15 protein-coding genes are annotated in these 15061 nt (G+C 43.0%); 11 read left to right on the forward strand and 4 right to left on the reverse strand.

Annotated features, from left to right (window positions below):
• The first annotated feature begins 111 nt into the window (after positions 1 to 111).
• On the forward strand, positions 112 to 1104 hold the full coding sequence (locus CWC29_RS08695; RefSeq protein WP_138521545.1) for a GlxA family transcriptional regulator: 993 nt from the start codon (positions 112 to 114) through the stop codon (positions 1102 to 1104).
• Between the two features lie 22 nt (positions 1105 to 1126).
• On the opposite strand, the gene CWC29_RS08700 is transcribed toward CWC29_RS08695, so the two are convergent.
• Positions 1127 to 1603 carry a transcription elongation factor GreAB gene (locus CWC29_RS08700; RefSeq protein ID WP_138521543.1) on the reverse strand — a complete coding sequence of 159 codons (477 nt, stop codon included), beginning with the start codon at positions 1601 to 1603 and terminating at the stop codon, positions 1127 to 1129.
• A complete protein-coding gene (locus CWC29_RS08705; RefSeq protein ID WP_128726342.1) occupies positions 1600 to 2034 on the reverse strand; it encodes a hypothetical protein in 435 nt (144 codons plus the stop codon). Before CWC29_RS08705 ends, CWC29_RS08700 begins: the two co-directional genes overlap by 4 nt.
• 306 nt (positions 2035 to 2340) lie before the next feature.
• Here CWC29_RS08705 and ccoN point away from each other — a divergent pair, with 306 nt between their 5' ends.
• From ccoN to uspE, 10 genes are all read left to right on the forward strand, one after another.
• On the forward strand, positions 2341 to 3774 hold the full coding sequence (gene ccoN / locus CWC29_RS08710; RefSeq protein WP_128726341.1) for a cytochrome-c oxidase, cbb3-type subunit I: 1434 nt from the start codon (positions 2341 to 2343) through the stop codon (positions 3772 to 3774).
• Between the two features lie 12 nt (positions 3775 to 3786).
• Entirely contained in the window at positions 3787 to 4461 is a 675-nt protein-coding gene (gene ccoO / locus CWC29_RS08715) for a cytochrome-c oxidase, cbb3-type subunit II (protein ID WP_128726340.1), read from the forward strand.
• A gap of 5 nt (positions 4462 to 4466) precedes the next feature.
• A complete protein-coding gene (locus CWC29_RS08720; protein ID WP_099028747.1) occupies positions 4467 to 4652 on the forward strand; it encodes a cbb3-type cytochrome oxidase subunit 3 in 186 nt (61 codons plus the stop codon).
• Entirely contained in the window at positions 4649 to 5614 is a 966-nt protein-coding gene (gene ccoP / locus CWC29_RS08725; protein WP_128726339.1) for a cytochrome-c oxidase, cbb3-type subunit III, read from the forward strand. The genes CWC29_RS08720 and ccoP overlap by 4 nt, the downstream gene beginning before the upstream one ends.
• A 118-nt stretch (positions 5615 to 5732) precedes the next feature.
• Positions 5733 to 6224 carry a FixH family protein gene (locus CWC29_RS08730; protein WP_128726338.1) on the forward strand — a complete coding sequence of 164 codons (492 nt, stop codon included), beginning with the start codon at positions 5733 to 5735 and terminating at the stop codon, positions 6222 to 6224.
• A gap of 6 nt (positions 6225 to 6230) precedes the next feature.
• The gene (locus tag CWC29_RS08735) at positions 6231 to 8606 is read left to right on the forward strand and encodes a heavy metal translocating P-type ATPase (RefSeq protein ID WP_128726337.1); all 2376 of its coding nucleotides are present in this window, start codon (positions 6231 to 6233) and stop codon (positions 8604 to 8606) included.
• Positions 8603 to 8812: a cbb3-type cytochrome oxidase assembly protein CcoS gene (gene ccoS / locus CWC29_RS08740; RefSeq protein WP_128726336.1), complete on the forward strand. Its 210-nt coding sequence runs from the start codon at positions 8603 to 8605 to the stop codon at positions 8810 to 8812. The genes CWC29_RS08735 and ccoS overlap by 4 nt, the downstream gene beginning before the upstream one ends.
• Positions 8805 to 9476, forward strand: a complete 672-nt coding sequence (locus CWC29_RS08745; RefSeq protein ID WP_128726335.1) for a sulfite exporter TauE/SafE family protein — start codon at positions 8805 to 8807, stop codon at positions 9474 to 9476. Before ccoS ends, CWC29_RS08745 begins: the two co-directional genes overlap by 8 nt.
• 185 nt (positions 9477 to 9661) lie before the next feature.
• Positions 9662 to 10396, forward strand: coding sequence for an FNR family transcription factor (locus tag CWC29_RS08750; protein WP_138521541.1), 735 nt, complete (start codon positions 9662 to 9664; stop codon positions 10394 to 10396).
• A gap of 118 nt (positions 10397 to 10514) precedes the next feature.
• Positions 10515 to 11438, forward strand: coding sequence for a universal stress protein UspE (uspE, locus tag CWC29_RS08755; RefSeq protein WP_128726333.1), 924 nt, complete (start codon positions 10515 to 10517; stop codon positions 11436 to 11438).
• A 55-nt stretch (positions 11439 to 11493) separates the two neighbouring features.
• On the opposite strand, the gene CWC29_RS08760 is transcribed toward uspE, so the two are convergent.
• Together CWC29_RS08760 and CWC29_RS08765 are read right to left on the reverse strand one after the other, a co-directional pair.
• Positions 11494 to 12690, reverse strand: coding sequence for a PepSY-associated TM helix domain-containing protein (locus CWC29_RS08760; protein WP_138521539.1), 1197 nt, complete (start codon positions 12688 to 12690; stop codon positions 11494 to 11496).
• Between the two features lie 74 nt (positions 12691 to 12764).
• The gene (locus CWC29_RS08765; RefSeq protein WP_138521537.1) at positions 12765 to 14918 is read right to left on the reverse strand and encodes a TonB-dependent siderophore receptor; all 2154 of its coding nucleotides are present in this window, start codon (positions 14916 to 14918) and stop codon (positions 12765 to 12767) included.
• Positions 14919 to 15061: the final 143 nt, after the last annotated feature.

Raw genomic sequence — 15061 nt, forward strand, 5'->3', positions numbered from 1 at the left:
CCTACTTCTGAACTAAGATAATGACTTGATTTTAATTGCATTCTAATTTAAGTTTTTACAAAATACGCCACATATAAATCATTTTTCGCCAAACCAAAGAGGTCGGAGCAGATGAAATCTTGTACAAAGATCGCCATTGTGCTTTACAAGCATATGCTCGTTACCAGTGTCACCCTGCCGCTAGAAATGCTCAAAGCCGGGCAAGCCTTTGCTAAAGTGCATCTAAAAGAGGCTTATGTTCCTTTAGAAGTTATACTTTGCAGCAGCCAAGGCGAGGCAGTCAACGCCGATAATTACATGACACTTGAAGCACAAAGTGACTTTAGTTCATTGCCTTTATATGACTACATTATTGTGCCAAGCATATGGCGAAATCCACGACCAATTGTAAGACAAAACCAAGCGCTGAGTGAGTCACTTGCGGATGCATGGGGGGCAGGAAGCACATTGATAGGTGTTGGCACGGGTGTTTGCTTTTTAGCAAGTTCGGGCCTGATTGACGGGCATTCAGCAACGACCCATTGGCATTTTGCTAAACAGTTTTCCCATCTATATCCCAATGTTGAATTAAAACCGGATTACTTTATCACTCAATCAGAGCGGATCTACACTGTAGCCAGCTTAAATGCACTGGCCGATGTGATTGTTCATATAATTGAATTACTTTACGGAATAGATGCGGCTCACCATGTTCAACAAAACTTTTCCCATGAAATTCGTAAACCTTACGAAGAACAGCGCTACTTAGAAGGTGCTGTAGACCGTCATGCCGACGAGCAAATTGCTGCAATTCAATTTTGGCTTAAAAATAATGCCGCATCAGAAATCTCTTTACCCGCGGTCGCGGCGCAATTTGATTTGAGTTATCGCACCTTTAACCGCCGCTTTAAACAAGCGACAGGACAAACTGCCGTTGCCTACTTACAACAGGTGCGTATTGAAATGTCCAAAGAGCTGCTCGCGAGCAGTAACCTCTCCATTCAAGATATTGCCCTCGCTTCTGGATTTAATTCACAAGGGCAATTAAGCAGAGTGTTTAGGCAATTAATGGGAAAATCACCAAGCACATATCGGGCAATAGTAAGAAAGAAATTGTTCTCGTAAACAGGCCCTAGGTTAAACCACTCTACAGTATTTGCATCACGGTTAACGTTTGCTGTTGGCCGTTGAAGAAAAATGAAATATCTTCGTCTACCGCTAACCCTTTTAGGCGCTTGCCAAGGGGCGCATCAAACGTTAACACCAACACTGGTGTTTCTTTATATTGGATTTTTAGCCCGCCTTCGCAAGGCGCAAAATAGAACCAATGACAATCGCCCTGCTCGTCTTCAATTTCAACTAGTGCATTATGTGTAATTGTATTGCCCACAGCTAGAATCAATTGATTTAATATCGTTTGTTTTGCCAAATGCATGGCATCAACGCGTTCACTTTGTCCTTCGGCTAAATAGCCATACTCGATACTCAACGAGTCGTATTGTGTTTCGGCTGCACTTTGTTCATGGGTAGCGTCAGCACGTGCACTGTTTGCCGCTTCAGTGGCTTCAATCAGCTTTTGTTCAAGTGCAAATTTGAGATATTCGATAAAAACAGATTTATTCATTGGTAGTTTACAGCTATTGGGTGACTGGTAGTAACAGACTGGCCGTTAACGGTTAGCGCTAAACGTAAAATCCAACGCATAGATTTATCCGTGCATACACCGACCATGGTTTTTGCTATCAGTGTATTTTTGTCAAAGAAAACCGGGATTCTCCCCATATTCATATTTTCTCCCTCAAGCCAAGCGGAAACGACCTCTACTTTAGTCGCACTTTTTAGCCCAATGGTAAACTCTGTTTCAGGTTGAACCAGCTCTGAGCCCAGATAAATCTGCACTTGTGGAGTCAAATCACAGGGCGCTGAAAAATTACAGACATTTCTTGTTACTGAACTTTCACTTTTTTCTGAACTTTCATGTATAATGATAGTCGGGTCTGAACAGGCCACGAGGAAAACACCTAGCAACCCGATTGTTAATTGCTTTGCAATCATGAGGGATTTACCGTCACTTCTGAATCCTGCGCAGTGTACGCAAGTTTCAGGGCAAATGCTAGGTTGCTTAAGAAGCGAACAAAAAGCGCGTGAAAACTTGATTGATGTCATAATTTTAGGCGTTTTAGGTATCTTTTCATAAGCAAAAAAATTATTATTTCCTCGCAAAAATAAAGGTTTCTCGGGCTGGTTAGGTTTTCACTCTTCTTTTGAGTTAAAACATGACGGGCTTGAAGAAATATAACTAGGGCCTGTAATTCAGGTAATTCATTTCTAATCGCAATAAATTGCAGCGGAATCCAGAAAATGAGCCAAACAGTAGCATCACAAACTGAGTACAATTATAAAGTTGTACGCCAATTCGCTATCATGACAGTGATTTGGGGCATTGTTGGCATGGGTGTAGGTGTATTTATCGCAGCGCAACTTGCGTGGCCTGCGTTAAACTTCGACATTCCATGGTTAACTTACTCTAGACTTCGTCCGTTACACACGAACGCAGTAATCTTTGCATTTGGTACAAGTGCACTATTTGCAACCTCTTACTATGTTGTTCAGCGCACGTGTCAAACGCGCCTGTTCTCTGACAAACTTGCCACATTCACCTTCTGGGGTTGGCAAGCCATTATCGTAGCAGCGGCTATCACGCTTCCTCTAGGCATGACTTCTTCAAAAGAGTACGCTGAACTAGAGTGGCCGATTGATATCGCAATTGCGGTAGTATGGGTTACTTATGCTGTTGTATTCTTTGGTACTCTTATCAAGCGTAAAGTGTCACACATCTATGTAGCAAACTGGTTCTACGCTGGTTTCATTATCACTGTTGCAGTGCTTCACATTGTAAACAGTATGGCTATCCCTGTATCACTTACTAAATCTTATTCAATCTACGCAGGTGCAGTAGATGCGATGGTTCAGTGGTGGTATGGTCACAACGCAGTAGGTTTCCTACTTACAGCGGGTTTCCTTGGTATGATGTACTACTTCGTACCTAAGCAAGCTGGTCGTCCGGTTTACTCTTACCGTCTATCGGTTGTTCACTTCTGGGCACTTGTTTCTCTATATATTTGGGCAGGCCCTCACCACCTTCACTACACAGCATTACCTGACTGGACACAGTCTCTAGGTATGGTGATGTCAGTTATCCTATTCGTTCCTTCTTGGGGCGGTATGATCAACGGTATCATGACGCTGTCTGGCGCTTGGCATAAATTACGTACTGACCCAGTACTTCGTTTCCTAGTTGTGTCACTATCGTTTTACGGTATGTCTACGTTTGAAGGCCCGATGATGGCTATCAAATCTGTAAATGCCCTTTCACACTATACAGACTGGACTGTAGGTCACGTTCACTCTGGTGCACTAGGCTGGGTTGCGATGATTTCTATCGGTGCAATTTATCACCTAATCCCTGCCCTATTTGGTCACGGTAATATGTACAGCATCAAGCTAGTTAACACACATTTCTGGCTACACACAGTAGGTGTTGTACTTTATATCGTTGCAATGTGGATCTCTGGTGTAATGCAAGGTCTGATGTGGCGTGCAGTAAACGCTGACGGTACATTAATGTACAGCTTTGTTCAGTCACTAGAAGCTTCTAAGCCTTTCTATATCATGCGATTCCTAGGCGGTGTATTCATCGTAGTCGGTATGCTGGTAATGGCTTACAACGTGTTCCGTACGGTTACTGCAAAAAGTGGTCAACTTACCACTGATGCAAACCCGCAAGTGGCTTAAGGGGTATTGAGTATGAGCAACAACAACTCAACAAACAAACACGAAATCGTTGAAAAGAACGTTGGCCTGATGGCTATCTTAACGGTATTCGCGATTAGCTTCGGTGCACTAGTTGAAATTACTCCACTAATGTTCCAAAAAGATACCACTCAACCAGTAGAAGGCTTGCGCCCACTAACTGCACTTGAAATGGAAGGCCGCGACATTTATGTCCGTGAGGGTTGTTACAACTGTCACTCACAAATGGTTCGTCCATTCCGTGATGAAGTTGAACGCTATGGCCACTACTCTGTAGCGGGTGAATCAGTATGGGATCACCCATTCCAGTGGGGTTCTAAGCGTACGGGTCCTGATTTGGCACGTGTTGGTCAGCGTTATTCTGACGACTGGCACTACGCACACTTAATGGATCCTCGCTCTGTGGTACCTGAGTCAAACATGCCAGGCTATCCTTGGCTTGATAGCACGAAAGTAGATACCACTTATACTCTGAAAAAATTACAAGTGTTCCGTGATGCATTTGGTATTGATAAGTCGTCAGACCGCTACAATGGCAAAGGCTACGGTGATGATGCTGAGCTACAAGCGCAAGTGGATGAAATCCATGCAATGAACGATGGCGAAGGTGCAACAGAAATGCAAGCACTTATCGCTTACTTACAGCAACTTGGCACACATTTGAAGTAATTGTTATGGATTACGGCACATACAGAGGCATTTTAACTCTGGTAATTTTGGTACTGTTTTTAGTGATTGTTGTGTGGGCATATAGCAAGCGGTCTAAGCGCCGTTTCGACGACGCTGCTAATGCCATTTTTGAAGACGAGAAAAAACACAACAACACTATCTCTAACGAGGAAAAGGAGTCTGAAAAATGACTAGCTTTTGGAGTATTTGGGTTATTGTACTAACCCTAGCATGTCTAGCTCTGATTTTCGGCCTGCTGATTTGGAACCTGAAAAACTATGTGGGTGTCAAAGAAGGCGAAAGCTGTGGTCACGAGTTCGACGGAATTGAGGAACTAAACAATCCACTGCCTAAGTGGTGGACTTACATGTTCTTCGCAACGTTTGTTTGGTCAGTATACTATCTGGCTGCTTATCCAGGTCTTGGTAACTTCGCTGGTTTCTTAAACTGGACGAGCTCTAACCAAGGTGTTACTACCTTAGCTGAGTCTAAAAATGCGATAGCTGAAGCACATGAAAGTGGTCAGTGGGTACAGCTTGATAAAGAAGTTGAAGCAGCTGAAGCTCGTTTTGGTCCTATCTTCCAAGAGTTTGCAAAGCAGGATGTACTAACGCTTGCAAAAAATGAAGAAGCACTTGAAATCGGTCAGCGTTTATTCTCGCAAAACTGTGCACAATGCCACGGCTCAGATGCTCGTGGTGGTGCTGGCTTCCCTAACCTAACTGACAAAGACTGGTTATATGGTGGCACACCTGACAAAATCAAAGAAACACTACTTAAAGGTCGTGTTGCTGCGATGCCACCTTGGCAAGATGCGCTTGGTGATCAAGGTATTAAAGAGATGACCGCCTATGTGCTAAGCCTTTCCGGCCGTACGGTTAACCAGAAAGACGCTGATGCAGGTAAAGCTAAATTTGCAATGTGTGCCGCATGTCACGGTATGGATGGCAAAGGCTCTGTTGCACATAATCTGCCATTTGGTGCACCAAACTTAACCGACAATATCTGGCTATATGGTGGTTCTCAACGTGCAGTTGAAGACACACTTCGCCACGGCCGTGCAGGTGTAATGCCAGCGTGGAAAGATATCTTAGGTGAAGATAAAGTACATCTTCTAACAGCTTATGTTTATAGCCTATCACAAGACCAATAAGCTTAGCTTTTAGTATATTATTTGAGATCAAAAAAGCCTCCATTTGGAGGCTTTTTTTTAGGTATTTACTGTAACTTACGTTAGAATATGGGCAAGTTTTATAGCCATGTGAGCAACTATGAACCCTACCCCTTGGTATAAGAATTTTTGGCCTTGGTTTTTAATTTTCTTCCCACTCGTTACTGTTGTTGCCTGTATTTTCCTCATCACATTTGCAGTCGGTAATGGTCCTGATATGGTCGTTGATGACTACTACAAAAAAGGTAAAGCAATCAATCTCGAGCTGAGTAAATTTGATAAAGCAAAGGCACTCTATTTACATGGTGATCTGAAAGTAGCTGAGCAGAAAGTCACCTTTAAATTTACAAAAGGTGATGCTTCTAAAGTACATGCTTTAAAACTCTCCTTTTACCACCGCACCATTGAGAAATACGACTTTTCTGTCACTCTAACCAAAAACGCCAGTGGCGAATTTACGGGTTTATTTGATGAGCCACATAGCGGGGCATTTACCGTATTTATTGAACCTATGGATAGTAGTTGGAAAATGAAAGAGAAAATTCAACTGCCACATGATGGTATTATCGCGGTCACTCCACAGTATAAGTAAGCTGCCATGGCAAATTCGTGTTTTCATTGTTTGGAGCCTATTCCTAAGGGGTTTGTAGGCTCGGTTACCTTTGAGGGTAACGCACAACCGGTTTGCTGTATTGGCTGCCAGGCCGTTGCTGAAACCATAATTTCTCAAGGTATGAGTGACTACTACACTTACCGCACAGAAAGTGCAGGTAAAGTTGAAGAGCTCGTACCTGAGCAACTAAAAATGCTACTCAGCTATGATAATGACGAGATCCAAGAGGACTTCGTCGAAATTAGCGGTGAGCATAAAGAGGTACTTCTCAGTGTTGAAGGGATAAGCTGCGCCGCTTGTGCTTGGCTTATCGAAAAGCAACTGCTAGCGCTTGGCGGTATCATCCGTGTTGATGTTAATACCTCTACCCATCGCGCCATGATTGTATGGCAAGATAAGCACGTTAAGCTAAGCGATATCATCAAATCCTTAATGGAAATAGGCTATAAGGCATACCCGTTTCAAGCCGATGAAGAAGCCGCACAGAAACAAGCCGTAGCAAAAGCATATATTCGTCGTTTAGGTGTTGCTGGCCTTATGACTATGCAAGTGATGATGTTTGCATTTGCCATGTACTTTGGCATGTTTTCAGGTATGGAAGAGGACTTTGAACAGTACTTTCGTTGGATAAGCCTCGTGCTTGCCTCCCCTGTTATTCTATATTCAGCAATGCCATTTTTAACCAATGCAGTTAAAGGTCTGAAAGCTAAACAACTGAATATGGATTTGCCTGTTTCACTTGCTATATTCGGGGCCTACGGCGCCAGCACTTACGCTACTTTTATGGAAGTCGGCGAAGTCTATTTTGAATCCATCTGTATGTTTACCTTCTTGCTGTTGTTAGGTAAATATCTTGAGTTCAGAGCCAGACTCAAAGCCAGTGAGTTTACAGCGAATCTACAAAAGCTGCTGCCATTAACCGCCAGAAAGGTTGATGAGAATAACAACGAACAACATATTGCCGCCAAGAAGCTAAAACTGAACGAGCTGATATTAGTTAAGGCTGGAGAAACTATTCCTGCGGATGGCTTAGTGATTAAAGGCCATACCACCGTTGATGAGTCGATGATGACAGGCGAACATTTGCCAGTTAAAAAATATCAAGGCCATCAAGTGTATGCAGGAACCGTGAATCATGACGGTGTAATTACGTTAGAGATCAATAAAATTGGGCAAAATACCCTGCTCAACCAAATTATTCGACTACAGCACAATGCACTCACCAAACGCCCTAAGTTGGTGGAAATCACCGATAAAGTTGCGCAATGGTTTGTTGCCTGTCTATTAGTTTTTGCCTCAATTACCGCCATCGGCTGGTACCCTATTTCACCAGATAAGGCGTTTTGGGTCACGATTTCGGTGTTAGTGGCAACTTGCCCTTGCGCATTGAGCCTAGCTATACCAACCGCACTTACCTGCGCCGTTGCATCACTTACGAAAAAAGGAATTTTGATTAAAGAGGCTCATGTCTTAGAAACGGCCACCAAACTGACTCGTGTTGCTTTTGACAAAACAGGTACCCTTACCGAAGGGCGTTTCTCAATTAAACACATTGAGTTACTGCAAACGGAATATAACGAGCAACAAGTCTTAGATTTCGCAGCAGCGTTAGAGCGCTTTTCTGAACACCCAATCGCTCGTGCATTTGCGCATATCACCCCAACCGAAAATCTAGTTCAAGACGTCGAAGTGGTGGCAGGCTCAGGTATTCGTGGTCACTGGCAAGGTGTCAATATTGCCCTTGGGAAGAGCCATTGGTTTGATAACCACGCGTCATTTGCTCAAGCTACCTTGTTCATTAACAACAACGCAGTTGCAGATTTTTACTTCAATGACAAAGTAAAAAACAATGCAGAAACAGTGGTTGAACAGTTACAACAAGCGGGTCTTACATGCCACATGCTAACTGGGGATAGCTCTAATGCGGGCAAAGAGTTATCGCAGCAGTTAGCCTTAAATAGCTACCAAAGTGCTTGCACACCAGAGATTAAGCAACAAGCAGTCGAAGCTTGGTCCAAACAAGGCGAGATTGTCGCTATGGTTGGTGATGGTATTAACGACAGCCCAGTATTCAATAGCGCTCACTTGTCAGTTGCGATGGATACCGGTGCTGATATCTCAAAAAATACCGCTGATGTGGTGCTGTTAAATAGCGATTTAAATGCCATTTTGGCCCTCCAACAGGTTGCTAAACAAACGCGCAGAATAGTAAAGCAAAACCTCACTATATCACTTTTATATAACGGCTCAATTTTGCCTCTCGCTGCACTCGGCCTCATTCCACCTTGGATTGCAGTCATAGGTATGTCAGCCAGCTCGATCATCGTGATCGGTAATTCATTAAGGTTATTAAAGCTATGAGTATCATCTACGTATTAATACCTATCGCCATTTTATTCGTCATTATTGCTATTGGTATTTTCTTTTGGGCAGTAAAAAGTGAACAATTTTCAGATTTGAATAAACAGGGCCACAGTATCTTATTCGATGACGATAAAACACAAACAAGTGATCAACCGTCAAAACCATCAGCAGACAAGAGCAACAACGACAACTACCATGAATGAAATAAGCTTGCTAAGCGCATTTATAATGGGACTTGCAGGAAGTGGCCACTGCTTGGTGATGTGTGGCGGTATTGCCAGCTCGCTACAGCTGGCGAGCAAGCAGCTTTCTGCGGTTGTTGTTACTCTGTTTTACAATATCGGACGCGTCTCAAGCTATGCACTTGCAGGCAGCCTTGTCGCCCTACTCGGGGCAAGTCTCGCCAAGCAAAACACATCACTCGCCATTATATTACAATTGATGAGTGGTATTTTTATGGTGCTTGTCGCTATCTATGTAATGCGCTTAGCCAGCACCTTGAAATGGCTAGAGTCGTTTGCTAAAAGCTTAATTTGGCGCCATATTGTTAAGCTCAATCGCTACTTAGTTCCTGTCAATACAAAAACTAAAGCGTTTTGCTACGGAGCCTTATGGGGGTGGCTACCTTGCGGTCTAGTATATTCAGCTTTAACATGGACATTACAAGCCCAATCACCTTTCGAAGGAGCACTTATTATGCTCGCTTTTGGAGCGGGTACAATGCCTGCGCTTATCGCAATTGGACAATCAGCTCAACTGCTACAAAATTTTATAAATCATGTAGCTACTCGTATCATTATGGGTAATTTATTGATTTGGTATGGTGTTTACCTAATTATCATTGCAACTGATAAGTTAGTACATTAACCTATCCCTATCTGAGCAAACTCATCATTTAAGATTATTGGTTAACATTTTGAGATTAGGAGCTCCAATTGATAATCACATTTTCTTTCGCGTGTCATATGAGTTTGTAGCGCTCTGGAACACCAAAGTCAGTATGCTTTGATGTTCAGGTGCCTTAACGTGCGTCATAGACTTATGGAAATTTTATGGACTTAAGTAATCAAAACCGCTCAAAGAGCCAATGCACAATCAGCTGCAATAATTGCAGTATCAGTCAACTTTGTCTCCCGTTTTCGCTTAATGGCAGCGAAATGGACAAATTAGATGAAATCATTGAACGTAAGAAACCACTGCATAAAGGGGATTTCCTTTTTGAGTCAGGCACGCCATTAAATGCCATCTTTGCTGTTCGTTCTGGTTCATTTAAAAGCTACACATTGTCCGAACAAGGTGATGAGCAAATCACAGGATTTCACCTTGCAGGCGATCTCGTAGGCTTTGACGCCATCAATAAAATGCAGCATCAGAGCTTTGCGCAAGCTTTAGAAACTTCCATGGTATGCGAAATCCCTTTTGACACCCTTGATGAATTAGCGGGTAAGCTGCCTAAGTTACGTCAACAGATCATGCGGTTAATGAGTAGTGAAATCAATTACGACCAAGAGATGTTATTATTATTGAATAAAAAAACTGCTGAAGAGCGCTTAGCAACTTTTATCTATAACCTTTCCAATCGCTTTGGCGAACGTGGTTTTTCCCGTAAAGAGTTCCGCTTTACGATGACGCGCGGTGAAATTGGTAACTACTTGGGTCTTACAGTAGAAACGATTAGTCGTTTACTCAGCCGCTTCCAAAAAGCAGGAACAATAAAGGTAGAAGGCAAGTTTATTACCATTATTGATGCTGCAGCCCTAGCTGAAACAGCCGCGATTACATCTTGATTTAGAACAAACTATTTACCGTTAAGACTTTATCCTTAGATAGGATCGGTTACACTCAATAAGGTCAGAGGTGAAAAAGCTTCTGATCTTATTTGTATACCGTTTTAAGGAGATAGTCGTGGATAAAATCAAAAGTATACTCACAGTAATAGATCCAACCAAAGAGCGCCAAAATAGCTTAGAACGCGCTATCAATCTTGCCAAACGTACCGGCGCAACCATCACTGCATTCATGTCTATTTATGACTTCTCCTATGAAATGACCACAATGTTGTCTAAAGACGAGCGTGAAGCAATGCGTGAAGCGGTAATTAAAGACAGAGAAGCATGGCTCGCCGACATGATTAAGGGATTTTCCGATGTGAGTATCCAAACTAAGGTACTGTGGCATAACCGCCCCTACGAAGCAATTATCAAAACCGTGCTCACGCATGATTATGATTTGGTCATTAAATCGACGCATCAACACGATACGCTAAAGTCAGTTATCTTCACCCCGACCGACTGGCATTTAATTCGTAAATGCCCTGCACCACTATTGCTGGTTAAGGATCATGCTTGGCCAGATCAAGGAAACATTATTGCAGCTGTAAACTCTGTCAGCGATAACGAGCAACATCAACAACTCAATAAACGTATCATTACAGACGCCCAGTTTTTGTGTGAGTTGGCCAACGCCAAATTGAGCCTTGTAAATACCTACCCGGCAACACCAGTCAATATAGCGATTGAAATCCCCGAGTTTAACCCATCGCAATACAATGAAGCCGTTAAAAAGCACCATGAAGACGAAACGTTTGCACTCGCAGAAACTTATTCAATAGATAGAAGCGACTGTATCATCAAAGAAGGTCTACCAGAGGACGTTATTCCCTACGTTGCCAAAGATAAAGATGCTGAGCTGGTTGTCATTGGCACTGTCGGTCGCACTGGGCTGAGTGCAGCGCTTGTTGGCAATACTGCTGAGCATGTTATTGATAGCTTAGACTGTGATGTCTTAGCACTAAAGCCAGACGGCTATAAATCCCCATTAGAAGACTGAGCCAGCGCGCAAGTTAATTGAATGTGCGGCTATAATACATAGTCGCACATTCACTTTATGTATACCTGGCAAGCCAGAAATAAAAGTAAAATGCTGATAAGCAAAATATCGGCAATGTCGCCAGCTGTGCACTCGTTATACTTTTAGACTTAGTGCGCTTGTATGTCATCATCACACCGGTAAACGACAGTCCGGTTAATGCGAAGCCAAACACAAACCATATAAGCTTAGAAGTGATCCCCGCAAAATAACCAAAGTGTAATGGATCTGCATACTCGTTAAGATAGTTTCCCCACGCCATATTTTTAGGTTGCTGTATTGCTAAAACCTCTAACGTTGTTGCGTTTATATAAACCTTGTGCGCTCTATCTCGAAGTAAAGGGTTTGTACTCATTCCTTGAAAGCGCAGTACCACATTATCTGCTCTTGGCAATTGTATCGTTGTTATCGTCCAATTAGGAATGGCATGCTCCGCCTTCTCAAAAGCGCTTTCAAATCTCTTTGCAGAGAGCATGTTAATGTTTTCTAGCGCTGTAATATGCTCAACTTTTGGAGCCGGAGGCTCCAAACTCGCACCCGCTACCCGTGCAGAAAACTCATATAGATACCAAATACCCGTGATTATTATAAGCGCAGTAAACCACAATCCCCATAAGCCAAAAACCTTATGCAGGTCACTCAAAAATACTCTTGTACCTTGTACCACTCTCAAACGCCAAAGCGCAACTTTCCAATTTCGTGTGGTTTTCAGTCCAGTGTAGACAGAGATCAGTAAAATGAATGCAAAAGCGGTAACAATTGGTAGTCCGGGCATTGCCGGCATAAATAGGTAGCGATGCAAGTCTCTAAAAAAGCGCTGTATTGTGAGTAATGGAATATCACCTGTTACTTCATGGGTCCATCGGTCGACGTGAACATACCTATCACTTTTAGCCTCGAAAGTTACCCTTGCACGATAGGTAAAGTAGTCACTTCCCATTGTGCCCAATGTAATAATTCGGCCTTCAGGATAGCGCTCAGCTATCGACGCATACATGTTTCTCCACGATGCCGCCGTTTGCTCTTTTATCTCTTCGGGCTTTTGACTCGCACGCATTTCGTCAAAAATAAGCCAATCTAATTCATTTGAAATGGTTGCAATTGTGCCCGTTGCGAGGATCACAAACATGACCGCCGCTAATTGAAAGCCTACCCAGGCATGTAAATCATATAGCTTGCGTAGCCGCTTTCTTTGTCTAGCTTTGTCTGCCATCTTGATCCTCTTAAAGGTCGACTTTCATTCCCATAAGCTCGGATAACTTACCGAGCCTCAGGTCAACTTAAGCATTACCAGTTGTAGGTAAACTCCAAGAAAGCATTTCGTGGCTCACCAGGAAAGTGTCCTGTGCGCTCTAAAAAACCCGACTCTGCATATTCTTTATCGAATACGTTTTCAACTCGGAATAGCACACTGTAGTTATCTAGTTCCCAAATAATGGAGGTGTCAGCGACGAAATAGGAATTTAGAGTTTGACCAGATAAACTAAGTTGCTCATCCACGTAGTTACCGCCAACTGCGAAAGCCAAATTCCACTCAGGGATCTGATATCGAGTCCACACCCCAAACTGATTTTCAGGGGCGTTGGCAAATTTATCGCCAACACTATTGCGGATCCCACCAGCGCCATTGTCAGCGGTGATAGTCGCATCATTATAAGCATAGGCTAGGCTTACTACCCAGTCAGGAGTCACGTCGGTGATCAACTCGATTTCTAGACCTTTACTCGTGATTTCCCCAATTGGCGCTAAATTATCAACCCCATCTTGCTCAGGATCTGTACCTGTATTTTGTAGCAAGTTTTGCCTTGTTATCTGATAACCAGCCACTTTTAGCAATGTACTTCCGTTAAATAACTCTGCGTTAAGCCCAACTTCAATGATATCACCTGTCGTTGGCTCAAATGGACCACCCGCTTTTTCATCCTGGCTGGACACGCCTTGAGGTTCGTAAGAATCAGCCCACTGTGAATACAACGAGATATCATCAGATAGCTTGTAGATACCACCAATTCTGAAGCTGACATTGGTATCATCAAACTTACTGCCATTGGCATCGTCTTCAAACTGGTCATAACGAACGCCTGCTACAAACGTTACTTTCTCCCAGGCGAGCTCGTTGAGTACATACGTGCCATTACGCTTTTGTTTTGTTGTACTTTCTGGCGCAAACTTCACATTGTATTGATTTGCCTGCGTTTCTCCATAATTAGGATTGTAGAGAGACAAAGGCAAAATATCCGAGTCTAACGAGGTACCATTTAGGTAACGTGTGACAAAGTCATTAGAGGCTGACGCTCGACCCAACAACGCATCTTCTTGCCCTGAATATATATCTAGTCCAAATGCGGTACGCTGCTCAGCACCAAACATCTGTGTTTCATAAACAAAGTTAGCAGCAAAAGATAGCTGAGACTGGGCTCTTAGTTGATCTCGGAACTCACGTGCGACCAAATCGATTTGACCATCTTTATTGCTATCGATGAGTGCTCTTGGTTCATGATAATTTTGTTCTTGTTCATTATCTATATAGCGGAGCGCAACGTTGTAGCTTAGTGATGGACTTAAATCCCCAACAACACTCGCTTGCAATACATCTGAAGTTAGATTTAAAAAGTCTGTAGGCTCATTATGGTTCCACGATGGTGTAGTTAAAAACTCACCGTCATCGCCAGCGGGGACACCGCGTAAGCGATTCGCGTCCAAGTCCTGCTTGTAATGCGTGTATTGCAAAATCAAACGAGCATCATCAAAATCATAAGCGTAACCTGCGTCTACAATTGCCACTTCGCTGGCACTATTATCACGGTAGGTATCTTGTTGCTCGTAAAAGGCTCCAAGACGAATGCTTTGCGCTTGTGCTACTTCACCTGTCACTTCACCAGAAGCACCATAGCGGCTATCTGTGCCCACAATGATACGGGTGTTTGCACTAAACTCAGATTGCGGCTTTTTAGTTATATAGTTGAATAATCCACCAGGTGCCCCGGGTCCATAAAGCATACCGGCGGGACCTTTTAAAAAGTCGACACGCTCGACATTAAATAACTGCGGGACATTAAACCCCACATATGGGTCGCCTCTTAGACCATCAAAATAAATTTCTTCTTGACGAAAGCCACGTGCAGTTACCCCTGCGTAACTAAATTGGCTTACCCCCGCGATATTACGATAGAGATCTTTGGCATCTCTTGCTGCTAGGTCACGGATCAGATTTGCATTGAGAGAGGTCACCATTTGGGTCGAGTTAAGTGGGTCAACCGCAAGCTTTCCTGTTGCAGATTCACCATTACGATATAAATTTAATGTACGGCTAACGACGGTTATTTTTTCGATATCTTGGTCTTTAAGCTTATCTTCTGACACTAGCTGCTGAGCTGACGCATGCAAAGACGGATACATAATCGCCAAAGCGATAAGGGATAGTTTTGATATTGTTTTCATTTAGAGCCACAACTTGGTTATTATTAAAGCGCAAGCAAATGATAACAATTATTAATTACACTTAAAATAACTTAGATGCATTTAATTGCGTTTTTTGCAAAATTAAGAGCAAGATATCTCATACTGAGATCGTTTCTCCGGCC

The organism is Pseudoalteromonas galatheae (genome assembly GCF_005886105.2).
Lineage (GTDB): Bacteria > Pseudomonadota > Gammaproteobacteria > Enterobacterales > Alteromonadaceae > Pseudoalteromonas > Pseudoalteromonas galatheae.